Annotated in this window: 20 protein-coding genes; 12 read left to right on the top strand and 8 right to left on the bottom strand. The window is 61.2% G+C overall.

What is annotated here, in order from left to right; all coding sequences use genetic code 11:
• Window positions 1-7: 7 nt before the first annotated feature.
• The 4 genes from AC07V9_RS16625 to AC07V9_RS16610 all read right to left on the bottom strand — a co-directional run bounded on the left by AC07V9_RS16625 (window position 8) and on the right by AC07V9_RS16610 (window position 3,668).
• Window positions 8-376: a response regulator gene (locus tag AC07V9_RS16625; RefSeq protein ID WP_495016758.1), complete on the bottom strand. Its 369-nt coding sequence runs from the start codon at window positions 374-376 to the stop codon at window positions 8-10.
• A gap of 51 nt (window positions 377-427) precedes the next feature.
• Window positions 428-1,849: an ATPase domain-containing protein gene (locus AC07V9_RS16620; protein ID WP_495016757.1), complete on the bottom strand. Its 1,422-nt coding sequence runs from the start codon at window positions 1,847-1,849 to the stop codon at window positions 428-430.
• 139 nt (window positions 1,850-1,988) lie between these two features.
• Window positions 1,989-2,165 (bottom strand): hypothetical protein, encoded by a 177-nt coding sequence (locus tag AC07V9_RS16615; RefSeq protein ID WP_495016756.1) that lies wholly within the window; start codon window positions 2,163-2,165, stop codon window positions 1,989-1,991.
• 252 nt (window positions 2,166-2,417) lie between these two features.
• Window positions 2,418-3,668: a 2-aminoadipate transaminase gene (locus AC07V9_RS16610; protein WP_495016755.1), complete on the bottom strand. Its 1,251-nt coding sequence runs from the start codon at window positions 3,666-3,668 to the stop codon at window positions 2,418-2,420.
• Between the two features lie 726 nt (window positions 3,669-4,394).
• Here AC07V9_RS16610 and arnB point away from each other — a divergent pair.
• From arnB to AC07V9_RS16570, 8 genes are read left to right on the top strand one after another with little or no spacing between them, the layout of a single operon-like run.
• Window positions 4,395-5,555, top strand: coding sequence for a UDP-4-amino-4-deoxy-L-arabinose aminotransferase (gene arnB, locus AC07V9_RS16605; RefSeq protein ID WP_495016754.1), 1,161 nt, complete (start codon window positions 4,395-4,397; stop codon window positions 5,553-5,555).
• Window positions 5,552-6,559, top strand: coding sequence for an undecaprenyl-phosphate 4-deoxy-4-formamido-L-arabinose transferase (arnC, locus tag AC07V9_RS16600; protein ID WP_495016753.1), 1,008 nt, complete (start codon window positions 5,552-5,554; stop codon window positions 6,557-6,559). The genes arnB and arnC overlap by 4 nt, the downstream gene beginning before the upstream one ends.
• Window positions 6,556-8,547, top strand: coding sequence for a bifunctional UDP-4-amino-4-deoxy-L-arabinose formyltransferase/UDP-glucuronic acid oxidase ArnA (arnA, locus tag AC07V9_RS16595; protein WP_495016752.1), 1,992 nt, complete (start codon window positions 6,556-6,558; stop codon window positions 8,545-8,547). Before arnC ends, arnA begins: the two co-directional genes overlap by 4 nt.
• Complete coding sequence (gene arnD, locus AC07V9_RS16590) at window positions 8,547-9,431, top strand: 4-deoxy-4-formamido-L-arabinose-phosphoundecaprenol deformylase (RefSeq protein WP_495016779.1); 885 nt, start codon at window positions 8,547-8,549, stop codon at window positions 9,429-9,431. The genes arnA and arnD overlap by 1 nt, the downstream gene beginning before the upstream one ends.
• Window positions 9,428-11,074 (top strand): lipid IV(A) 4-amino-4-deoxy-L-arabinosyltransferase, encoded by a 1,647-nt coding sequence (gene arnT, locus AC07V9_RS16585; protein ID WP_495016751.1) that lies wholly within the window; start codon window positions 9,428-9,430, stop codon window positions 11,072-11,074. The genes arnD and arnT overlap by 4 nt, the downstream gene beginning before the upstream one ends.
• Window positions 11,071-11,415 carry a 4-amino-4-deoxy-L-arabinose-phosphoundecaprenol flippase subunit ArnE gene (gene arnE, locus AC07V9_RS16580; RefSeq protein ID WP_495016750.1) on the top strand — a complete coding sequence of 115 codons (345 nt, stop codon included), beginning with the start codon at window positions 11,071-11,073 and terminating at the stop codon, window positions 11,413-11,415. The genes arnT and arnE overlap by 4 nt, the downstream gene beginning before the upstream one ends.
• Window positions 11,412-11,855, top strand: coding sequence for a 4-amino-4-deoxy-L-arabinose-phosphoundecaprenol flippase subunit ArnF (gene arnF / locus AC07V9_RS16575; protein WP_495016749.1), 444 nt, complete (start codon window positions 11,412-11,414; stop codon window positions 11,853-11,855). Before arnE ends, arnF begins: the two co-directional genes overlap by 4 nt.
• Complete coding sequence (locus AC07V9_RS16570) at window positions 11,852-13,246, top strand: UDP-glucose dehydrogenase family protein (RefSeq protein ID WP_495016748.1); 1,395 nt, start codon at window positions 11,852-11,854, stop codon at window positions 13,244-13,246. The genes arnF and AC07V9_RS16570 overlap by 4 nt, the downstream gene beginning before the upstream one ends.
• Before the next feature lie 881 nt (window positions 13,247-14,127).
• Here AC07V9_RS16570 and AC07V9_RS16565 read toward each other — a convergent pair.
• The 3 genes from AC07V9_RS16565 to AC07V9_RS16555 all read right to left on the bottom strand — a co-directional run bounded on the left by AC07V9_RS16565 (window position 14,128) and on the right by AC07V9_RS16555 (window position 18,547).
• On the bottom strand, window positions 14,128-15,753 hold the full coding sequence (locus tag AC07V9_RS16565; protein WP_495016747.1) for an ArnT family glycosyltransferase: 1,626 nt from the start codon (window positions 15,751-15,753) through the stop codon (window positions 14,128-14,130).
• Window positions 15,754-15,913: 160 nt separating this feature from the next.
• Window positions 15,914-17,203: a sensor histidine kinase gene (locus tag AC07V9_RS16560; RefSeq protein ID WP_495016746.1), complete on the bottom strand. Its 1,290-nt coding sequence runs from the start codon at window positions 17,201-17,203 to the stop codon at window positions 15,914-15,916.
• Between the two features lie 108 nt (window positions 17,204-17,311).
• Window positions 17,312-18,547, bottom strand: a complete 1,236-nt coding sequence (locus AC07V9_RS16555; protein WP_495016745.1) for an MFS transporter — start codon at window positions 18,545-18,547, stop codon at window positions 17,312-17,314.
• Between the two features lie 189 nt (window positions 18,548-18,736).
• Here AC07V9_RS16555 and AC07V9_RS16550 point away from each other — a divergent pair, with 189 nt between their 5' ends.
• Window positions 18,737-19,651: a LysR family transcriptional regulator gene (locus tag AC07V9_RS16550; protein WP_495016744.1), complete on the top strand. Its 915-nt coding sequence runs from the start codon at window positions 18,737-18,739 to the stop codon at window positions 19,649-19,651.
• A gap of 267 nt (window positions 19,652-19,918) precedes the next feature.
• Complete coding sequence (locus AC07V9_RS16545; RefSeq protein WP_495016743.1) at window positions 19,919-21,046, top strand: alkene reductase; 1,128 nt, start codon at window positions 19,919-19,921, stop codon at window positions 21,044-21,046.
• A gap of 207 nt (window positions 21,047-21,253) precedes the next feature.
• Here the strand turns inward: AC07V9_RS16545 and AC07V9_RS16540 are convergent, their stop codons facing one another.
• On the bottom strand, window positions 21,254-22,030 hold the full coding sequence (locus AC07V9_RS16540) for an alpha/beta hydrolase (RefSeq protein ID WP_495016742.1): 777 nt from the start codon (window positions 22,028-22,030) through the stop codon (window positions 21,254-21,256).
• Between the two features lie 333 nt (window positions 22,031-22,363).
• Between AC07V9_RS16540 and AC07V9_RS16535 the strand changes: the two genes are divergently transcribed.
• Window positions 22,364-22,636, top strand: coding sequence for a DUF2790 domain-containing protein (locus tag AC07V9_RS16535; protein WP_495016741.1), 273 nt, complete (start codon window positions 22,364-22,366; stop codon window positions 22,634-22,636).
• A 191-nt stretch (window positions 22,637-22,827) separates the two neighbouring features.
• Window positions 22,828-23,100: a DUF2790 domain-containing protein gene (locus AC07V9_RS16530; RefSeq protein ID WP_495016740.1), complete on the top strand. Its 273-nt coding sequence runs from the start codon at window positions 22,828-22,830 to the stop codon at window positions 23,098-23,100.
• The last annotated feature ends 60 nt before the right edge of the window (window positions 23,101-23,160 follow it).

Here is a 23,160-nt window from a genome sequence, read left to right as displayed (position 1 = left end):
GCAAGCGTCAGCCCACAGCAGGCCCCAATAGCGCTCTGACCCGATTGAGCACCGCCTCGATATCGAAGGGTTTGTCGAACACTTCGACAAACAGGTCAGGCCGCGCAATGCCCAGGTGGGCCTGGGCACCGCTCATCAATATCATCGGCAGATGACCCAGGGTCTTGTGCGTGCGAACCACTTCGGCCAGCTCGATGCCATTCATCCCCGGCATCATGTAATCGGTAATGATCAGCTGCGGACGCTCGCGCTCCAGAATGCTCAACGCCCGCTGACCGCTGCCTGCGGTCACGGTGAGATAGCCTTCATCCTCAAGGGCAAAGCTCAGTATGTCGGCGATCAGGTACTCGTCGTCGACGATCAGAATCGTGGTCATAGCGCCCCCAGTCGGCTTGACCCGCCATGAGCGAGGCCGCGACCGCGACCCTTACACGTGGTGGGTATCGCCAAGGGCATGGAAATGAACCTTCTTTACGTCCAGACCCTGACTGGCGATGATGACTTCCAGCAATGCGGGGTCGTAGGGATTGTCCCTGATTTTAAGAATGGACAAATGGCGTTTAAGTTCAGCCGGTTCCTGAACGAAACGCAGCACCAACAGGTTATCGACGATGCCTGAGAGATCCGGCGCTGGCGCATCGATCTCACCGCCCAAAAGACTTCTGACCTCCCAGGAGGCCACGACAGTGACATTGCGCGCACGCAACTCACCCATCAGAGCGGTGAACAGGTCAACGATCCGGGTTTTGTCGGCACCCGCGCGGGCCATCCCCCCCAGGCTGTCAATGAAGATGCGCTTGATCGCCTTCTCTTCGACAGTGCGCAGCAGCTCCAGCGCCAGTTTGTCGATCAGCTCGGTGGTGGCCGACTTCCACAGGATGGTCAGGGCGCCGGACTGCTCCATCGCCGCAAAGTCCAGTCCCAGGGCCGCAGCCTTCATTCGCAGACGCTGCGGCGATTCATAAAAACCGAAATGCAGTCCCGGCGCTTCGGGCGTCGATTGCCCGAGGAAGCTCACGCCGAACGAGGTTTTACCCGAGCCTGAAGGACCGACGAGTAAGCTCACCGAAGAGTCGACCAACCCGCCGCCGATCAGCGGATCGAGGCTCGGCAGACCGCTGGGGATCAGACAGAGACAGTCGCTGTCGCGCATCGCCGAATGGGTCACGGTGCTTTCCAGACGCGGGTAGACCACCAACCCGTCATCGGTGATTTCACACTCGTGGGCACCGGCGATGGCGCCGCTGCCACGGGTCTTGCGCATCTTGATGCGACGAATCGAGCGATTGCCAACCTGCTCTTCACCCAGTTCCAGTACGCCATCGACCATGGTGTGCTCAGGGCTGCCGTCATCGAGTTGCGAGCTGGTGAGAAAAAACACCGTGCAACCGGCAAAAGCCGCATGGCCCTGCAGTTCGGAGATAAAGCGTTTGGTGTTGATCGGCGAGTCGGCCTTGGAGCGCGCATTGAGCAAGCCGTCGAGAATCATGACCGTGGACTTCTGCCGCACGATCTCGCGACGCAACAGCTTGACCACCTCTTCCAGACCGTCGTTTTCCATGGTGTCGAAGGCGCTGACGAACTGGATCTGATCGCCGATCCTGTCCTTGTCGAAAAAGCTCAACGTCGACAGAAACTGGAACAGTCGCTCATGGGGCTCGGCCAGCAACGTAGCGAACAGCACGCGGCCGCCGTTTCGCGTGTGGTTGAAACCGATCTGGTTGGCCAGAATGGTCTTGCCCGACCCCGGCCGCCCTTGAATGATGTAAGAAGATCCGGCGACGAAGCCGCCCTTCAGCAGCTCATCCAGTCCCTGAATTCCGCTCTGAAGGCGTTTTAGCTGGTTCAAATGTGCTTCCTCCGCCAGTAGTCGTCAGCGGTGCGAACGATGCGCACGGCGAAAGCCGCATTCTTTCGCGTTTGGCGCGCCATTCCAAGAACAATCATCATTCCCGACGCAGGCTTACGACACACTTCGCGGGTCGGCCTCACCGCTGTCGAGGGACTTGGGAAGGCGCTTGCTCTTCCACGCAGCCCTCGGTTTCAGCGATGGATTGCGGGCTGCGGCGTTCAGGGTCATCAGGTTTGATAGGCGCCGACAACGGGAATTCGGGGGTGTCGTCCGGCAGATCCGCGCCAGCGTGATCAGGGGTGCGGGTGCTCATGGCTCCTGCCTCTTATTGATGGATGCAGAGGTTGGAGTGCGCAGTAAGGAGGACGTGCGTTTTTTGTGGATCAAAAGGACGTACTTGCTCGCGTTGCTTGAATCCCCCTCAATTCCTGTAGGCGCTACTGGCGCTGTGCGACAGTGGCGAATGCGGTGTGTCAGGCAAGACGCTTTCGCGGCCGTCGTAACCTCCGACTGCTCCTACAGAGAATCGGCTCAGGGTTAAAAATCTGTGTTCACTGTTGATCGTTCAGCGCAGTTGCGCCAGACAGACTTGCAAGATATCCAGCCCTTCATTGAGCACCTGGGCCTCAATCGTCAACGGCGCCAGCAACCGCACGATGTGCCGCGACTTGCCGCTGGGCATCAACAACAGCCCCCGCTCACGCGCTGCCTCCAGCAGTTGTCCCATCTGCGCAGTCGCAGGCTTGCCTTCCGGAGTCAACAGCTCAATGCCCCGCATCGCCCCCACCCCCGTCAATCGCCCCAGAAACGGCGACAGCTTCTGCGCCTGCCACTGCTCGAAACGCGCCAGAACTGTCGATGAATACTGCTCTCTCCACGCCGAGAGATTCGCATCAGTCATTACATCCAGGGTGGCCAACCCTGCGGCGCAGGCCAGTGGATTGCCCGAATAGGTCCCCCCCAGCCCGCCTTTGGGAAGGGTGTCCATCAACGCCTGGCGCCCCACTACCGCACCCAGCGGCACGCCGCCGGCGATGCTTTTGCCGAGCAACAGCAGGTCCGGCTCGATCCCCAGACGACTGAATGCAAAGCGCTCCCCGGTACGCCCGAAACCCGACTGGATCTCATCGACGATGAGCACAATGCCTTGGTCATCACACAGCTGGCGCAGAATGCGCGCGAACTCAGGGTCCAGCGCCAGAAACCCGCCCTCGCCCTGCACCGGTTCGATGATGAAACAGGCAACTTCGTCGATGTCGATCTCTACGCTGAACAAGCGATCCATCGCCTTGAGCGTCTCGGCCACCGTCACCCCGTTGTCGACACTCGGATACGGCAAATGAAACACCGGCCCCGGCAACACGCCGACCTTCTGCTTGTACGGCGCCACTTTGCCATTGAGGTTAAGCGTAGCGAGGGTGCGGCCATGGAACGCGCCATCGAAGGCGATCACCGCCGACTTGCCGGTGTGGCCGCGCACTACCTTCAAGGCGTTTTCGGCCGCTTCGGCGCCGCTGTTGGTGAGCATGCCGCTGACCGGGTAACTCACCGGGATGAACACCGCCAGACGCTCGATGAACTGTTGATAAGGCACATGGGGTGCGGCATTGAACGCGTAATGGGTCATGCGCTGGGCCTGCTCGCAGATCGCCGCGACGATCGCCGGATGACAATGCCCCAGGTTCAGCACGCCGATGCCGCCGACAAAATCGATATAACGCTTGCCGTCAACGTCCCAGACCTCGGCGTTTTTTCCGTGGGTGAGACTGACGGGGTGCACGAAGGAAATGGAATTGCTGACGGAAGGAAAAGCCATGCGCGGACGTCCTTGGGGACAGTGGGAATGGCGCCTATCTAAGCGGTGAAGCGCAGCCGCCCACAAGCGAAATAAAGGCAAGGGTTCATTCCGCCAAGGACTGATGTCGGTGATCAGGCATTTATCGACGGTATTTAAGTTGCGCTGTACGACTCAATGCTCGCCCGATGGAGATCTTGCAACCTCCCTTGCCCGTGAGCAACTTCTGTCACTTAGTTGAAAGGGAGGCTGTATCGTTTTTTTATGATTTCGAAGCTTTTCAGTTTCCGTTCAGCTTCGTGAGCGTAGGCTCGGATTCAGAAATGAAAAGCGATGTTTCGGGCAGCGTGGACACGCTCGTCCTTTATGAATAACTCGCTTACAGCCCTTTAAAAACGGACCAGAACAAAGGGTGATAAGAATAACCCTTTTCTATGACTTCTATATTTCAATTCGAAAAGACTGAGAATGCTCTTTATAAATTCGCACTCTCTCGATGAAAATCCAACGCGTCGTAAACGGATTTTTCATAAATAATCTTCTATTGTCTGAATCACCGAAGTTATAGAAGCCGTTTCGCTATAGGGATTACATGCATCAACCCACGGATGGGTAACCGGCTTCAGTTCCACTCTCTGCGCGTCAGTTGCAACGGTTTGTATATATGAACAATGAGCACTCTGTTTTTCAGAGTGAGCACGTGCGTGTCCCTGCGCCTCGATATTGCTGAACGACCGGAGGATGTACATGAGTCTGGATTTTCTTCCTTTTTCCCGCCCCAGCATGGGCGATGAAGAAGTCGCCGCGGCCACCCGCGTGCTGCGCTCGGGGTGGATCACCACAGGGCCCGAGGCCCAGCGCCTGGAGCAACAGTTCGCCGAGCGCTGCGACGCGCAACAGGCCGTCGCGCTGTCGTCGGCCACTGGCGCCCTGCACATCACCCTGCTGGCCTTGGGCATCGGCCCCGGCGATGAAGTCATCACCCCGTCGCAGACCTGGGTCTCTACTGCCAACATGATCTGCCTGCTCGGCGCCACGCCGGTGTTCGTCGACATCGACCGCGACACCCTGATGACTGACGCTGCGCGAATCGAGCGCGCCATCACGCCGCGCACCAAGGCCATCATTGCGGTGCATTACGCTGGCGCCGCTTTCGACCTCGACCCGCTCTACGCCCTGGCTGAGCGCCATGGCATCCCAGTGATCGAAGACGCAGCCCACGCCGCCGGTACCCGCTACAAGGGCCGTGCGATTGGCGCGAGAGGCACGGCGATTTTCTCGTTCCATGCGATCAAGAACATGACCTGCGCCGAGGGCGCGATGTTCGTCAGCGACGACGCACGACTGGCAGATCGCGTACGCCGGTTGAAATTCCACGGGCTGGGCGTCGACGCCTATGACCGCCTGACCCATGGCCGCAAGCCCCAGGCCGAAGTGATCGAACCGGGCTTCAAGTACAACCTGGCGGACATCAACGCCGCCATTGCCCTGGTGCAGCTCGAGCGCCTGGACGCCATCAATGCCCGTCGCACTGAACTGGCCCACCATTACCTGGAACGCCTGGCCGGCAGCCCGGTGTTGCCCTTGGCGCAGCCGCAATACGACCAGCAGCACGCCTGGCACCTGTTCATCCTGCGCATCGATGCCGAACGCTGCGGCCTTGACCGCGACGCCTTCATGAAAGCCCTGCAAGCGCAGAACATCGGCAGCGGCATTCATTTCATCGCCACTCACCTGCACAGCTATTACCGCCAGCGGTTCCCCGATGTAAGCCTGCTCAACACCGAGTGGAACTCCTCGCGCCTGTGTTCCATCCCGCTGTTTCCTGACATGACCGTGGCCGATGTCGACCGCGTGGTCAGTGCCATTGAATCGGCCACCGAAACCGGGGGGCCGGCCCGCTCATGAAACCGTACCCAATCCATCGCGTGTCGATTGTCATCCCGGTCTACAACGAAGAACAAAGCCTGCCTGAGCTTTTGCGTCGCACTCAAGCGGCCTGCGCGCAACTGAGCCTCCCGGCGGAGATCATTCTGGTGGACGACGGCAGTCGTGACGACTCCGCCGAGATCCTGCTGGAGGCCAGTCAGCGCGAGGGCAGCGCTGTGGTGGCCGTCATCCTCAACCGCAACTACGGCCAGCACGCCGCGATCATGGCCGGTTTTGGCCAGTGCAAGGGCGATCTGGTGATCACCCTCGACGCCGACCTGCAAAACCCGCCTGAGGAAATCCCCCGGCTCGTCACCCTCGCCCAGCAGGGTTACGACGTGATCGGCACCGTGCGCGGCGATCGTCAGGACTCGGCCCTGCGCCGCTGGCCGTCGAAGCTCATCAACCTGGCCGTGCAACGCTCCACCGGCGTGGCCATGACCGACTACGGCTGCATGCTGCGCGCTTACCGGCGCAGCGTCGTCGACGCCATGCTCGCCTGTACCGAACGCAGCACCTTCATCCCGATTCTGGCCAACAGTTTTGCCCGTCACACCACTGAAGTAGTGGTCGAGCATGCTGAGCGTGAGCATGGCGAATCGAAATACAGCGCGATGAAGCTGATCAACCTGATGTTTGACCTCATTACCTGCATGACCACAACGCCTTTGCGGTTGCTGAGCATCATCGGCTTGAGCATGGCGTTTCTGGGCATGGCCTTCGCCACCCTGCTGATCGTGTTGCGCTTGATCTTCGGGGCGCCCTGGGCGGGTCACGGCACCTTTGTCCTGTTCGCCGTGCTGTTCGTGTTCACCGGCGGGCAGTTCATCGGCATGGGCCTGTTGGGCGAATACCTGGGCCGCATGTACAACGACGTTCGCGCGCGTCCACGTTACTTCATCGAAAAAATCGTGCGCAGCACGCCGCCCGCGCCCCTCAGCAAAGCCGATTCCCCAGCTCTCTTGAACAAGGTTGCCCCATGAGTCTGAAAGCCGTTGTTTTTGCCTACCACGATATCGGTTGCGTCGGTATCGAAGCCTTGCTCAACGCGGGCTACGAGATCTCGGCGGTATTCACCCACGCCGATGATCCCGGGGAAAAAACCTTTTTTGGCTCAGTGGCGCAGCTCTGCGCCCGGCACGGCATCCCGGTGCATGCGCCGCAAGACGCCAACCACCCGCTGTGGATCGAGCGCATCGGCAAGCTGGCTCCGGATTTCATCTTCTCGTTCTATTACCGCCACCTGCTCAGCGAACACCTGCTGGCCTGCGCCAAGAATGGCGGTTTCAACCTGCATGGCTCGCTGCTGCCGAGCTATCGCGGTCGTGCGCCTGCCAACTGGGTACTGGTCAACGGCGAGAGCGAGACCGGCGTGACCCTGCACCGCATGGTCAAGCGTGCTGACGCTGGCGCCATCGTTGCCCAGCAACGCATCGCCATCAGCGCCACCGACACCGCCCTGACCCTGCATGGCAAACTGCGCACCGGCGCCGCCGACCTGCTCTCGGAAACCCTGCCGCTCCTGGGCAAAGGGCAATTGCCGGGTGTGGAGCAGGATGAATCGAAAGCCACTTATTTCGGCCGCCGCACCGCTGCCGATGGCCTGATCGACTGGCAGCGCCCAGCCTCGCAGTTGCACAACCTGGTGCGCGCCGTGACTCAACCCTACCCTGGCGCGTTCTGCCCGGTGGGCGAGCACAAGCTGGTCGTCTGGGCCTCGAACGTGCAGGCTGGCAACGACGGCCAACTGCCGGGCACCGTGATCAGCTGTGAACCGCTGCGCATTGCCTGCGGCGAGGATTCCCTGGTGATCACCGCCGGTCAACGCGGCGATGAAGGCCTGTATCTGAGCGGTCCGCAACTGGCGCGCGAGTTCGGCCTGGTGGAAGGTTCGCGTCTGCTGGGCGGCGACAAGCGCCGTCAGATGCGCCGTACGCGGGTGCTGATCCTCGGCGTCAACGGCTTCATCGGCAACCACCTGTCCGAGCGCCTGCTGCAGGATGACCGCTATGAAATCTTCGGCATGGACATCGGCTCCGACGCCATTGAGCGCATGCGCAGCCACCCCAATTTCAATTTCATCGAAGGCGACATCAGCATCCACACCGAGTGGATCGAATTCCACATCAAGAAATGCGACATGGTGCTGCCGCTGGTGGCCATCGCAACGCCCATCGAATACACCCGCAACCCACTGCGCGTGTTCGAGCTGGATTTCGAAGAAAACCTGAAAATCGTCCGCTACTGCGTCAAGTACAACAAGCGTGTGATTTTCCCCTCGACCTCGGAAGTCTATGGCATGTGCCAGGACCCGAGCTTCAACGAGGACACCTCGAACCTGGTGGTCGGCCCGATCAACAAGCAGCGCTGGATCTACTCGGTTTCCAAGCAGCTGCTCGATCGGGTGATCTGGGCCTATGGCCAGAACGGCCTGCAATTCACCCTGTTCCGTCCGTTCAACTGGATGGGCCCGCGCCTGGACCGGCTGGACTCGGCGCGCATCGGCAGCTCCCGGGCTATCACCCAGTTGATCCTGCACCTGGTGGAAGGTACGCCGATTCGCCTGGTCGACGGCGGCGCGCAAAAACGCTGTTTCACCGACGTGGCCGACGGCATCGAAGCCCTGGCGCGGATCATCGAAAACCGCGACGACCGCTGCAACGGTCAGATCATCAACATCGGCAACCCGGACAACGAAGCCAGCATCCGTCAACTGGGCGAAGAGCTGCTGCGTCAATTCGAAGCTCACCCGCTGCGCCACAACTTCCCGCCGTTCGCCGGTTTCCGTGAGGTCGAGAGCCAGTCGTTCTACGGCAAGGGCTATCAGGACGTCAGCCATCGTAAGCCGAGCATCGACAACGCCCGTCGCCTGATCGACTGGCAGCCGACCATTGAGTTGCGCGAAACCATCGGCAAGACGCTGGATTTCTTTCTGCGCGAAGCCATGACCGAGAAGGCGCAAGCACATTGATCCAGGCCGGCTTGCGTATTGACGTCGACACCTATCGCGGCACCCGTGACGGCGTGCCGCGTCTGCTGGACGCACTCGACGAGGCTCAGATCAAGGCCACGTTCTTTTTCAGTGTCGGGCCGGACAACATGGGGCGCCACCTGTGGCGCCTGGTGCGGCCGCAGTTCTTCTGGAAGATGCTGCGCTCCAGGGCCGCGAGCCTGTACGGCTGGGACATCCTGCTGGCCGGCACCGCCTGGCCCGGCAAGCCCATCGGTCGCGATCTGGGGCCGTTGATGCGTCGGGCGCAGGAGGCTGGCCATGAGGTCGGCCTGCACGCCTGGGATCACCACGGCTGGCAGGCCAACGCCGGGCGTTGGACACCGGCTCAGTTGACCGAGCAGATCCGCCGTGGCGTCGACACCCTCACCGATATTCTCGGCAAACCCGTCACCTGTTCCGCCGCTGCGGGCTGGCGTGCCGACGAGCAGGTGGTGCAGGCCAAGCAGGCCTTCGGCTTTCGCTACAACAGCGACTGCCGGGGCCACAGCCTGTTCCGCCCGCTGCTCGCCGACGGCCAACCCGGCACGCCGCAGATTCCCGTGGACCTGCCGACTTTTGATGAGGTGGTCGGCCCGCAACTGGACGCCAGTGCGTTCAACAATTACCTGCTGCGCCAGTTCAAGCCGACGAGGCTGAACGTCTATACCGTGCATGCCGAGGTCGAAGGCATTGTCATGGCCGAGCCGTTCCGGCAGTTGCTGCGTCAGGCGAAAACCGCTGGCGTGCAGTTCCGGCCGCTGGGCGATCTTCTGCCAGCGTTCGCGCAGACCTTGCCCCAAGGGCATCTGGTGCGCGGCGCTTTGCCTGGGCGTGAAGGCTGGCTGGGGGTGCAGCAGCCATGAGCCGCCAACAACCGATGCTGTGGCTGCTGGCGGCCTTTGTGCTGGCCTACCTGCTGCCCTTGGGTTTTCACGGTTTGTGGATTCCCGACGAAACCCGATACGCGCAGATCAGCCAGGAAATGCTGCACAGCGGCAACTGGGCCGCGCCGCATTTCATGGGTCTGCGTTATTTCGAAAAACCTGTCGGCGGTTATTGGCTGATCGCCCTGGCCCAGGCCGTGTTCGGTGAGAACCTGTTCGGCGTGCGCTTCGCCTCGGCCCTGAGCACCGGGCTGACGGTGCTGCTCACCTATCATCTGGCGGGCAAGCTGTGGCGGGACCCGCGCAAGTGCTTTGCCAGCGCCCTGCTGCTGATGAGCTTCATGTTCGTGGCAGGCCAGGCCGGTTACGCCAACCTTGATCCGCAGTTCACGTTTTGGGTGAGCCTGTCGCTGACAGCCTTCTGGTACGCCGTGCACAGCGTCGGCATAGCGCGCGTGCTGTATTGGGCGCTGTTGGGTGTAGCGTGCGCCATGGGTTTCATGACCAAGGGTTTTCTGGCGCTGGCATGGCCGGTGATCGTCGCCCTGCCCTTTATGGTCTGGCAGCGGCGCCTGCGCGAACTGATGACCTTCGGGCCCATCGCGATCATCGTCGCGGCGGTAGTCTGTCTGCCGTGGGTGCTCACCGTGCACCTGCGCGAACCGGACTTCTGGCGCTTCTTCTTCTGGCACGAGCACGTCCGTCGTTTCGCGGGCAGCAATGCCCAGCACGACGAAGCGTGGTGGTTCTATTTGCCGTTGCTGGTGGTCGCGTGCGTGCCCTGGTCGATCCTGCTGCCGGTCACGTTCAAGCAGGCCTGGCAACAGCGTCGCCTGAGTGAGAGCGGCTTTCTGCTGCTGTGGTTGCTGGTGCCGCTGGCGTTTCTCAGCATCAGCAACGGCAAGCTGCCGACCTACATCCTGCCGTGCCTGATACCCCTTGCCCTGCTGATGGGCAATGCGCTGGCCGATCGCCTGAGCAGCAGTAACGGCCTTGCCCTGCGCCTCAACGGCTGGCTCAACGCGGGGTTCGGCGTCGCGGCACTGGCGGCGCTGGTCGTCATGCAGATCAAGAATTCGGTCTACGACCAGGAACCGCAACACCTGACGCTGGCGATCGTGGTGCTGCTGGCCTGGGTGATCGTCAACGCCTTGCAGGGCTTCAAGCCCCTGCGGTTCTGGGCCACGCCGGCATTGGGCGCCTGGCTGACGATCGCCCTGACTCCAATGGCGCTGCCCAACAGCGTGGTGTTCAACAAGACCCCGGATCAGTTCGTCGCGCGCCATGAGGCAGAACTGGCCGCCACGACCCATCTGCTGAGCAATGACCTCGGTGTGGCGGCGGCGTTGTCCTGGCGCCTGAACCGCAATGACGTGGTGTTTTACGACACCCGTGGCGAGCTGGAATATGGCCTGGCTTACCCGCAGACCATCCCTCGCGAAGTGGACTGGCATCAGGTGCAAGGCTGGATGACCGAGGCCCGCCGCCAGGGTTCGGTAGGCGTGGTGATGCGCGGCGACGGCAAGGATCAGCAATACGAATTGAGCCTGTTGCCCATCGACGGCAAGCGCTATCAGGAAGGCAATCTGCTGATCCTGATCTTCGACAGGACGCCGTCATGACCGTCGTTCTCCTGCTCAGCGCCTGCCTGCTGACCTGTTTGGGGCAAATCGCACAAAAGCTCACCGTCGAGCAATGGGGCGGAGTTTTCCCAGGCCTCGGCCAGGCGCTGACCCGTGTCTGGCTGTGGGTGGCACTGGCGTGCATGGGTGGCGGCATGCTGCTGTGGCTGCTGGTGTTGCAGCGGCTGGAGGTCGGCATCGCCTACCCCATGCTGGCGCTGAATTTCGTGCTGATCACCCTGACCGGTCGTTACGTGTTCAACGAGTTGGTGGACCGTCGTCACTGGCTGGGCCTGGCGATGATCCTGATCGGCGTGATGCTGCTGGGGCGTCAGGCATGAACGTCTCGTCCTTGAGTTTTTCGACCGCCAGGCGTCGTGGCCTGACCCTCGCCCTGTGCAGCGTGGCACTGGTCAGTGCCGCACAACTGGGTATGCGCTGGAGCATGGTGCGCCTGCCGCAACCGGCGCAGTGGCTCACATCGCTGCAGGCCGGCAGCGTCGATGTCCCGGCCCTCGGCGTGGTGCTGGCCGCCATCGCCGCCTATGCCCTGTCGATGCTGTGCTGGCTGGGCGCGCTGCGTGACTTGCCGCTCAGCCGTGCCTACTCGCTGCTGAGCATCAGCTACTTGCTGGTCTATCTGCTGGCAGCGTGGCTTCCCGTGTTCAACGAAACCCTCACCGTTCCCCGAACGGTGGGCGTCACCCTGATCGTGCTCGGTGTGGTAACGATCAATTTCCGACGTGACAGCGATCACGGCGCCAAGGAGTTATCCCGATGAAAATCAGCGTCTTCGGCAGCGGTTATGTGGGCCTGGTGCAGGCCACTGTTCTGGCGGAAGTGGGCCACGATGTGGTGTGCATGGACATCGACCCGGCCAAGGTCGAGCTACTGAGCAAAGGCCATGTGACCCTTTACGAGCCAGGCCTGGAAAGCTTGGTGCGGGAGAATCTGGAGACCGGCCGCCTGCATTTCACCGGGGATGAACAGCGCGCGGTCGAACACGGCGAGGTGCTGTTCATTGCCGTGGGCACGCCCTCGCGAGGGGACGGCTCGGCGGACCTGAGCGGGTTCTTCGCCGTAGGCGAAGCCATCGCCCGCCATCGTCTGGAGCCAGTGATCATCGTCGAGAAGTCGACCGTGCCGGTGGGCAGCGGTGACGCCCTGCGCAGCCACATCGAGCATCACCTGCGTCAGTCGGCACGGCTGCTCAGATTCGATATCGTCTCCAACCCTGAATTTCTCAAGGAAGGCTCGGCGATCAAGGACTGCCGTCGCCCGGACCGCATCGTCATCGGCTGCGGCAACCCGGACGTCTTCCCGGTGATGCGCGAGCTGTACGCGCCGTTCAACCGCAACCACGACCGCATTATGTTCATGGACCTGCGTAGCGCCGAGCTGACCAAATACGCTGCCAACTGCATGCTGGCGACCAAGATCAGCTTCATCAACCAGATCGCCGAACTGGCCGAGCATCTGGGCGCGGACGTTGAATCGGTGCGTCTGGGCATCGGTGCCGATTCGCGCATCGGCTACGACTTCATCTACCCCGGCTGCGGCTATGGCGGCTCCTGCTTCGGCAAGGACATTCGCGCGCTGATCCACAGCGCGCGGGAGGCCGGGTGCTCCAACGACCTGCTCAACGTGGTCGAGGACATCAATGAGCGGCAGAAACACAAGCTGTTCGATCGGGTAAACGCGTTCTACAAGGGCGAGCTCAAGGGCAAGACTTTCGCGCTCTGGGGCCTGGCGTTCAAACCCAATACCGACGACATGCGCGATGCACCCAGCCGCGTGCTGATGGAGGCCTTGTGGGCCGCAGGCGCCACCGTGCGTGCGTTCGACCCGGAAGCGATGCAGGAAACACAGCGCTTGTACGCCGAGCAGCCGAACCTGATGCTGATGGGCACGCCAGAATCGGTGCTGCTCGGCGCCGATGCGTTGATCGTCTGTACCGAATGGCAGCAGTTCAAGGCCCCGGATTTCGACCTGATCCAGCAGCGGTTGAAAGCGCCGGTGATCTTCGACGGGCGCAACCTGTACGACACCGAGCGCATGGCCAAACGCGGCTTCCAGTACTACCCGATCGGCCGCGGCGACTCCTGCACCCTACCCATCCCCCAGCAACAATGGGCGCCGTATGAATTGTTGGCCAATCACCACGCGGTCTGACACCACGCCCGCCCTGAGCGCCATGCAATGACTTGCTGTGGGAGCGAATTCACTCGCGAGAGGCCAAGACAGCCGACAGAGATTCATCGCCTAACCCGCCGCCTCGCGAATGAATTCGCTCCCACAGGCCAACGCCAGCATCGACGGATCGAATCAGTGCCAGCAGCAATGATGGGCTAACCAACCCTCCCACAGGTCAACGCCGCCATCGGCGGACCGAATGTCAGTGCCAGCAGCAATAGTGGGTTAACCAACCCTTTCAGCGACACGCCAAGACCATTGTGGGAGCGAATTCATTCGCGAGGGGCCAGGACAGCCGATAGAGATTCGTCGCCTAACCCGCCGCCTCGTGAATGAATTCGCTCCCACAGGTCAACGCCGCCATCGGCAGATCGAATGTCAGTGCCAGCAGCAATAAAGGGCTAACCAACCCTCCCACAGGTCAACGCCGCCATCGGCGGACCGAATGTCAGTGCCAGCAGCAATAGTGGGCTAACCAACCCTTTCAGCGACACGCCAAGACCACTGTGGGAGCGAATTCATTCGCGAGAGGCCAGGACAGCCGACAGAGATTCATCGCCTAACGCCGCCTCGCGAATGAATGCGCTCCCACAGGTCAACGCCAGCATCGACGGATCGAATCAGTGCCAGCAGCAATAATGGGCTAACCAATCCTCCCACAGGTCAACGCCGCCATCGGCGGACCGAATGTCAGTGCCAGCAGCAATAGTGGGTTAACCAACCCTCTCACCGACACGCCAAGACCATTGTGGGAGCGAATTCATTCGCGAGAGGCCAGGACAGCCGAAAGAGATTCGTCGCCTAACCCGTCGCTTCGCGAATGAATGCGCTCCCATAGGTTTGTCTACACTCGTCCTTGCTCACTGCGCGGGCAAACGCAGCAGAATATAATCCTCTTTATCGAACCTGCCGCTGAGCAGCACTGGCAATTGCCACAGGCGCGTGCCTTGCAGCTTCTGAAAGTCGTTGTTGCTCATCACCACGTTGGCCGGCCCTTGAACGGCGCTGAGCTGTTCGGGGGTTTCGGTGAACAGCGGTTGCAGGTCTTCATCGACATTGACCATGAACTTGATGCCCTTGGCGTCCCTGCCCATCGAATGCAGCACCAGGGGGGCGCTGTCCGATCGGGTGACGTCGCGCACCGCTTGGGTGAAGTGCCGGGTGTCATAGAGAATCCGCTCGGTTTTTTCAAACACGCCAATGTAGCCGACCCACACCGCCAATACCGCGCACGCCGGCAGCCCATACAGGCGCAAGCGCGGGCGCATCAGCAATGGCAGAGAAACAAGCTGCAGCATGCCCAGCACCGCCAGTATCGGCCCGATGTCGCTCAGCGCTTCGGGAAACCGTGGGCGTACCGCCAGTAACCCGGCCATCAACGCTCCGGGAATCACGCAGCACAGCACCAGGATCACCCCACGCAGCCACCAGAAGCAGCGCCCGGCGCGCACCTGAAATGGGTACGCGGCGATGATCGCTGCCATGGGCAGCATGGGCAGGATGTAGCGAGCCTTCTTGGCCTGGGGAATCGACAGACCGACCATCACCGTCAGCCCCGCAAAGGCGCACAGGTACAGTAAATCCAGCGCCTGACCCTGTTGTTTGCGCGCCGCCACCGCGACCACCGCCAGCACGATCAACGCCAGCGGATAGGCCAGCGCGTAGTTGCCGAACGAGGCACTGAAATACCAGAACAACGGGTTGCCGCCTTCGCTGCCGTCCATGCGCGAGGTGACCTGCATGCGCACCACCTCGGTCAACAGCGCCTGACCGCCGCTGAGCCAGGCCAGCAGCAACAGAACCAGCACACAGATCACCAGCAACCCCAGCGCTGCCAACCCGAAGCGCCACAAGCGCGACCATTGCCGGCTCAGCAGGTAATAACTGCAAGCGATGCCGGTGGGCACCAACAGCCCGATTGGCCCGCGAATCGCGAAGCCCAGCACCAATAACGCCAACACAACCCCGAAACGCCGCGTAGAGCCGAAATGATCCGCGGCATAGACCAGATAGAACACCGCAAAACACACGGTGGCGAGCATCTGGTCCAGTGACACGGCGCGGGTCTCGACGATGAAGGTGTTGCTCATCAGCAGCAAGGCGATGCTCAGCCAGGCCCAGCGCCGGGAGTACGGTGCCAACAGGCGATACATCAGCCCAACCATCACCGCCGATGAAATGCAGGTCGGCAGCCATGCGCTGAAACTGGTCACTTCACCGAAGGGCAATGAACAGAGATAGATAAGCCAAGTGGTGAACGCCGAGTAATCCGCATAAGGCTGGCCATAGGTGGTGGGGAAAAAGCCCGGCCCATGGCGCAACATCTCCTTGGCGAACAGCACGAAGCGCGAATCGAACCCGATGATCGACAGCTGCCAACTGGCCGCCACAAACAGCAAAAAGGCCAGCCCTCCTGCGCTCCAGGCCTGCCGTCGGGCCCGTGCGGGGGTGACACCTGAGAGAAACTCGGAAGCGATCGCTGTCAATGGGGACTCCTGTTGTCTTGCTCGGCCTGATCGTTCAGCGGCTGACGAAAGCGTAGACGCGATCCCAGGCCTTGACCTGATCGACGATCACAGGCGCAAGAGACGCCACAGCGCCTTGTTCCCATTCCGGCCGTCGAGCTCAAGCCACAGGCGACAGCCTTCAAACCGGTGCTGGTGTTTGCTCGCCCAGTGCAACGCTAAAGCAGCAACCGGCCGCCTCGCGGCTGGTGAGGGTCACGGTCCAGCGCTGATTCGCACAGATTCGCTGGACCAGTGACAAGCCCAGCCCCAAACCTTCGCCACGTTGTTCATCCCCGCGCACGAACGGCTGAAACATCGCCTGCTGCTTCTCCACCGCAATGCCGATGCCGCTGTCCTGAACGCTGAACCCTTGAGCACTCAAGGTGAGTCTGATGAAGCCATTGTCGGTGTAGTGCCAGGCATTGCGCAGCAGATTACCCATCACCGAACGCAGCAGCGGGGCGTTGTACCGCCCACCGGTGTCCTCGCAGGGCTCATAAATGAAGCGCAGGCCCTTCTCCTCGATGGGCCGGCGCCACGCCTCGATCAACTCTTCGGCAATGTGCACCAGCGTGGTGGTCTGGCCCGCCGGGGCATTTCGGCCTTCGGTGCGCGCCAGTAACAGAAAGGTTTCGACCAACTGGTTCATACCCGCCGTGGCCTTGCTGATGCGCTGCACCTGAATGCGCGAACGTTCATCGAGCCGCGGGTATTCCATGAGCAGTTCGCAGGACGTGGCCAACACCATCAAGGGCGTGCGCAACTCGTGGCTGACATCGCTGGTGAAAAGTTTTTCACGGCCCAGCGCAGCGCGCAGGCGACCCAGGGTTTCATCGAAGGACTTGGCCAGTGCGCCGACCTCATCCCGTGCGTAGTCGTTGGCCAGCACCGGCGCCAGTTCAAGCAATTGATCGCGATGCCGCACCTGCCCTGCCAGACGCGATACAGGCGCCATGACCCTTGACGCCAACAGACGGCCCAGCAGAATCGCCAGCAGCACACTGAGGATGAAGCCCACCAGAACGACGCCGAACAGGATGCGCTCGCGTTTTTCAAACCCACGCTGGTCGCGCAACAGCACATAGCGCCGCCCGCCGACGGATTCGACCATCGCATAGTAGGCGCGCTGGCCTCGGAAAAACTCTTGAAAGCCCGGCTTCAGCCCTTTCAGGTCGTCGACCATGGCGACATCGGCGACGCCATCATCGGCGTAGAACAACTCGTCCTTCTCTGGCCGATGACGCCAGTCCTCAATGCGATCCTGAGTCAGCAGCCGATGCAAGTTGCCGCCCAGGCTCATGATGGTCAGTCGCTTTTCCACCACGTGCACGGTCGCAATCACGCCCACGGCAAAAACGCCGGCCACCACCGCACTCATCAGCGCGAAGACGATGACAATCCGTTGTTTCAGGCTGTGTTTGATGTCCATGGGATTCCGTGCATAGCGATTCTCAAGTCCGGGGCGATGCGCCAACCGGGCTGATTATCCGGATGCCATGTCATGGTTTTGTCAAAGAGCGGCGTCGCGAGCGAAGTTTCAGCCCCGTGCATGCCCACCCTGCGTGTTCAACGGCCGCATCACCAGCATCACCAGGGCGCACCCGGCCATCAGCACGCAGGTGACGATGAACACGATAGGCATGCCGAAATGCCCGCCCAGATAGCCCCCGGTCAGCGGCCCCAACACTTGGCCTACGTACTGGCTGGAGGTGGAATACCCCAGCATGCGCCCGGCGACCATGTCGGGTACCGAGTGGCGGATGATTGCCGCGATGCACGGCAACAGCCCGCCCAGGGCGATGCCCATCAGAAAGCGCAGCACCACCAGTTGCCATTCGTTGCTGACAAACGCCTGGGGAATCAGCAGGATCGCAGCGGCGCTGAGGCAACCCATCACCACTTTCCAGTGGCCGATACGATCGGCCAGCTTGCCGATGCGCGAGGCCGACAACACGCTGGCCAGGGCCGTTGCTGACATCACCAGCCCGGCCATCAGCGTGACGTTTTTCGTGTGCAGCTGGGTCAGGTACACGGTGATGATCGGCTCGATGGACATGACCGAGAACATCACCAGACACGCCACCACGAACAGGGTGATCACCGGTTTCTTGTCCGGGATGACGTCCCAGGGACGCACCTTCACAGGCTTGGCTTGGCCCGCGGCACGCTTGGGCCGCGGCGCCTCTTTCATGAGGAACAGCGTGGCGAGAAAGGTCAGGAATATCACCCCGCCCGCCAGAAAGAACGTGTTACGGATGCCGATCAGTGGGGGCAGCATGCCGCCGATCAACGGGCCCGTAAGGTTACCCGCCATGATCCCCGACGAGAGCATGCCCAGCGCCCAGCCGGATCGCTCCTTGGGCGTCTGGGTTGCGACCAGGATCGTCGCGCCCGAAGCGTAGCCGCCGAGCAAACCGGCCAACAGGCGCAGACCCACCAACTGGTAGATGTTTTCCGCCAGACCGATCAACGACATGGCAATGGCCATGCCCAGGCTTGCTCGAATCAGCATCAGCTTGCGACCGTAGCGGTCGCCCAATCGGCCCCACAACGGCGCAGTGAATGCGGCAGACAGAAACGTCGCGCCAAAGGCCACACCCGACCACTGCACGATGGCGGCCTGATCCGTGACGCCCAGATGCTCGACGTACAGCGGCAGAAACGGCAGCAATAACGTCATGGCAACGATGGTGCTGAAGGCGCCGAACACGCAAACCACCAGGTTGCGCTGCCAGTGCTCTTCCACGATACCTGCGGGGGCTTGGGCACTCATTTCGACTCCGTACGCTGGGAATATCCCCACACGGTAGAGGGTTGACCAACATAAATAAAATTCATGTTTTTTATGCGGTGGATTCCCGAGCGGAATAGCTCGGGGCCGATACGATCCGTGCAGCCAATTGGCGCGTCCACCGTGGCCGCCTACACTGCGCCCCACGCACTGCAAGGGTACGGAAGGTCGATGGACAAGCTGCTCGCTTTGAAGATGTTCGTGGAAACCGTCGACGCCAAGGGCTTCTCGGCAGCGGCACGCAAACTGGGGATGGCCACCTCCAGCGTGACGCGGATGATCGACTCACTGGAAGCGGAATTGGGCACCGTGCTGTTCAACCGCTCGACCCGGCAAGTGACCGTGTCCGATGCAGGCGCGGCCTACTATGTACGGGCGCGCAAGATCCTCGACGACGTCGCGGACGCCGATGCCACGGTCATGGACAGCGACGACGAACCCTCAGGCCCCCTGCGCATCTCGGTGCCCACCGCGTTCGGTCGACGCATCATCGCGCCCCGGCTGGGCCTGTTGATGCACCGCCACCCGCGCCTGGAACTGGACATCACCCTGACTGACAACATCGTCGACCTGTTCGCCGAACGGATCGACCTGTCGATCCGTCTTGGCATGCCAGCGCCCATGGACGGCGTGGTGTGCAAGACCGTCGGACAGTTTCGCCGCCGGGTCATCGCCAGCGCCCAGTACCTCAGCGAACACGGCCAGCCCGCGACACCTGCCGCACTGTCGGGCCACGACTGCCTGCGTTTTAACTTCGGCAACCCGCAACAGGCCTGGACGTTTCTGTCCATCGAAGGCGAAACCCGCGTGCCGGTGAGCGGGCGGTTCAAGAGCAACAACGCCGAGGTGCTCCGAGAACTGGCGCTGGCGGGCTGCGGCATTGCCCTGCTGCCGGACTGGTTGATCGACGATGACCTGGCCCAGGGGCGTTTGCGCGAACTGTTTGAACACAGCCCTGCGTACCCGGACAACGCCAAAGGCGAGATTTCGGCGCTGTACCTGCCCAATCACCGGGGGTCCAAACGCGTGAAGGCGTTTATCGGGTTCATGCAGGAAATGCTCGACGGCGCCCCATCGTTGGGGTGACAACCTGCAATCATTCTGTGGGAACGAATTCATTCGCGAGACTGTGCCGCAGGCGATGAAGATGGGTTGCCCTTGCCAACCTCTCGCGAATAAATTCGCTCCCGCAGGAACAGGCTTCCAGTCGCCTCCGCCATTGTTGCCTTCATTGATGGACCCGCCCCGCTGTTGCACAAAACGCGACTCAGCGTTGCGCGGCCAACCGATTCTCTGTCCCCGCCCCAAGCCCTACCGTGAAGGCCCTACACACCTTCGCGACGAGGCCCCACCATGAAACTGTTCACGCCCATCACCCTTGGCAACCTGACACTGAACCACCGCGTGGCCATGGCGCCCCTCACCCGCTCCCGCGCCGGACAACCAGGCAACGTGCCGACGGCGATGAATGTCGAGTACTACCGCCAGCGTGCCAGCGCCGCATTGATCGTCACCGAGGCCACGCAGATTTCCCAACAGGGTCAGGGCTACGCCTGGACGCCGGGCATCCACAGCGCCGAGCAGATTGCCGGCTGGAAAAAAGTCAGCGACGCCGTGCATGGCGAAGGCGGGCGGATTTTTTTGCAGCTGTGGCATGTGGGCCGCGTGTCCCACCCGGTGTTTCAACCCGGTGGCGCCCTGCCCGTCGCCCCGAGTGCACTGCCGGTGCCGGGCAAGACCTTCATCCTCGACGAACACGGCAACGGTGTCTGGGGCGATGTGCCGGTGCCTCAAGCGCTGACGCTTGAAGGGATCAAGGCGATCATCGACGACTACCGCCAGGCCGCCCGCAACGCGATACTGGCCGGAATGGACGGTGTGGAAATTCATGCGGGCAATGGCTATTTGCTGGATCAGTTCATCAACTCGGCGAGCAATCAGCGCGACGACGAATACGGCGCCTCGCTGGAAAACCGTGCCCGGCTGGTGCTGCAAGTGACCCGCGCCATCGTCGAGGAAATCGGCGCTGATCGGGTCGCCGTACGCCTGACGCCCATGGGTCGCTTCATGGGCATGGGGGACGAAACCCCTGAAGAAACCTTCAGCTACATCGTGCGCCAGCTCGACACGCTGGGCCTGGCCTACCTGCATCTGGTGGAACCGGCCATGGTCGGCACCGTGCGCGACGAGCAGTTCGACCCGCGTTGGGACGCCATCATCGAGCGCCTTCGCGGCGACTTCAAAGGGGTGCTCATGCTCGCGGGCGGCTACGACCAGCAGAGTGCCGAACTGGCCTTGCAACAGCGACGCGCCGACCTGATCGCCTTTGGTCGCCCCTTCATTGCCAACCCCGACCTGCCCGAGCGTTTGCGTGGAGGCCATACGTTGAATGCAGCCGATGGCGACCACTTTTTCGGCGGGGATGAGCGCGGGTATATCGATTACCCGGCGCTGTGCAGTGCGGCCAAGGCTTGGGTGTAAGGGTTAATCGCAGTCTCTGCGAATACCGCGGAGCCTGCAGGAGACGTCGGAGGTTACGACGGCAGCGAACGCGGTATATCAGACACAAGTGCAGTGTCAGGTACACCGCTTTCGCCACTGTCGCACAGTTCCAGAAGCTCCGCAGGTGCCGCGGTGGCTCGGTCAACTATCAGTTGATCCACCGCATCCGTCCCCTGCTCTCACCACTTACTTCCCATCCAGCGCATGGTGCGCTGCCTGCTCAATCAACGCCGCCACCTCTCTGGGATGGGACTCGTATACCGCATGACTCGCCCCGTCGATTTCGATGGTGTGGGCGTTGGCGCGCTGGGCGTACATGCGTTCCAGATCAGGGTTGATGATGCGATCGGACTTGGCCACTGCGTACCAGCTTGGCTTGGTTTTCCAGGCCGCGACGGTCGCCGGAGTGGTGAACACCGACGCCGAGGTCAACGCCTGCGCATTGGCTTCGAACTCAGCCTGGGCCTTCGGCAGATCGGCGGCGAAATCTGCGGGGTAGTACGCCGGGTCCAGGTACAGGAAGCCATCGTCGGTCTTCTTCACGGCTTTGGTCGCATTGGGGTAGCGCTTGCCGTTGGCTGCCTCGGTTTCGCCCACATCCAGCGCATGGGCGGCGATGTAGACAAGCCCGGCCACGTGGGCATCTTCACCGGCGTTGGAAATCACCGCCCCGCCGTAGCTGTGGCCCACCAGAATGGTCGGGCCGTCCTGCATCGCCAGGATGCGTTTGACTGCGGTGACGTCATCGTTGAACGAGGTCAACGGATGCGCCGCCACCGACACGTGATAGCCATCCTTGACCAGAATGTCATATACCGGCTTCCAGCCTGCGCCATTCACGAACGCACCGTGGACCAGAACGATGTTGTGGATGGGCGCTGCGGGCGCGGCCTGAGCGATGCCAGCAGTGGCCAAGGCGACTGCAGCGGCGGCGAAGACAGAGCGAAGGGTGCGGGTTTTCATGGGCAACGATCTCGAACCGAATGTAAGTACGAACGCCAGGCGCGGTCAGTGAGTGTCACCAGCCAGACGCATGCTCCACAGGTTTATTCCGATCATCGCTCAACGTATTTTTTAAGTGCTTCATGGAATAAATCCGCTTTGTCCAGTTTCAATAAAACCGGCAACAGTCTTTTACCGAAACACGATCAATCAACTTGACCCTGCATCATCGCCAATGATGACGCCTATCGACAGACAGTATTTCTTTCTCGTCCATCCATCTTCCTAGAATGACCCCATCAGCAAGCCCCGTCTCCTGATCCTCTTGTGTTACCCGATTAATTGGAGCCCATCATGAAATATGTACTGTTTGCCGCCGTGTCGATGTTCAGCCTGTTTGCCTCGGCCAACGATAGCGCCGTCAGCGCCAACACGACTTCGGCCCAGGACGCACAGTACGATTACACCCATGACCTGGACATTGCCAAGATCGTGCGCATCAGCAATGCCAACGCTGCAAGCGGCGAATGCTGCCCCCTCAAGGCTCAGATGGAATACGTCGACAGCAAGGGCATCAGCCATAAACTCGAATACACCCGTCTGGGTGATGATTGTGAGAAAGGCTGAACGTGGCATTTATCGACCGTTAACCGCGGCGTAACAATTAAACTGGCTTAACGCGTTTATCAACTATCACTTTCAACGATAAGCCGTATTTAAACCGACCATTTTCAATCAGCCAATGTCACAACTTAAAGTGTGTTCAACCTGCACGCCTGAATGCATTTTTTAATTACCGAAGTTGTTGGAGCTCTCTCATGAAATACGCACTGTTCACCGCGCTGTCTCTCTGCAGCGCCTTTGCCGCGGCCAATGACGCCGCCAACGCTGCACCCGAGTCGGTGCCGCCAGCGATGGAATACAACTACTCGCAACACTTGGACATCGCCAAGGTGATCAGCCTCACCAGCGACAGCAACCTCTCTACGGCATGCGGCCCGGTTGAATCGCACATGGTCTACGTCGACAGCAAAGGCGTGACCCATAACCTGGCGTACACCCGCCTGGGTGAAGGCTGTCAGAACGGCTGATTCGCTGCGCAGGGTTCTGCACGGTCGGCAAATGGGGTTAGAGTAGACGCGCTGGCTCCA

This window comes from Pseudomonas sp. GW821-FHT02A11, from assembly GCF_059421985.1.
This window is presented reverse-complemented; position numbering and strand designations above follow the sequence as displayed.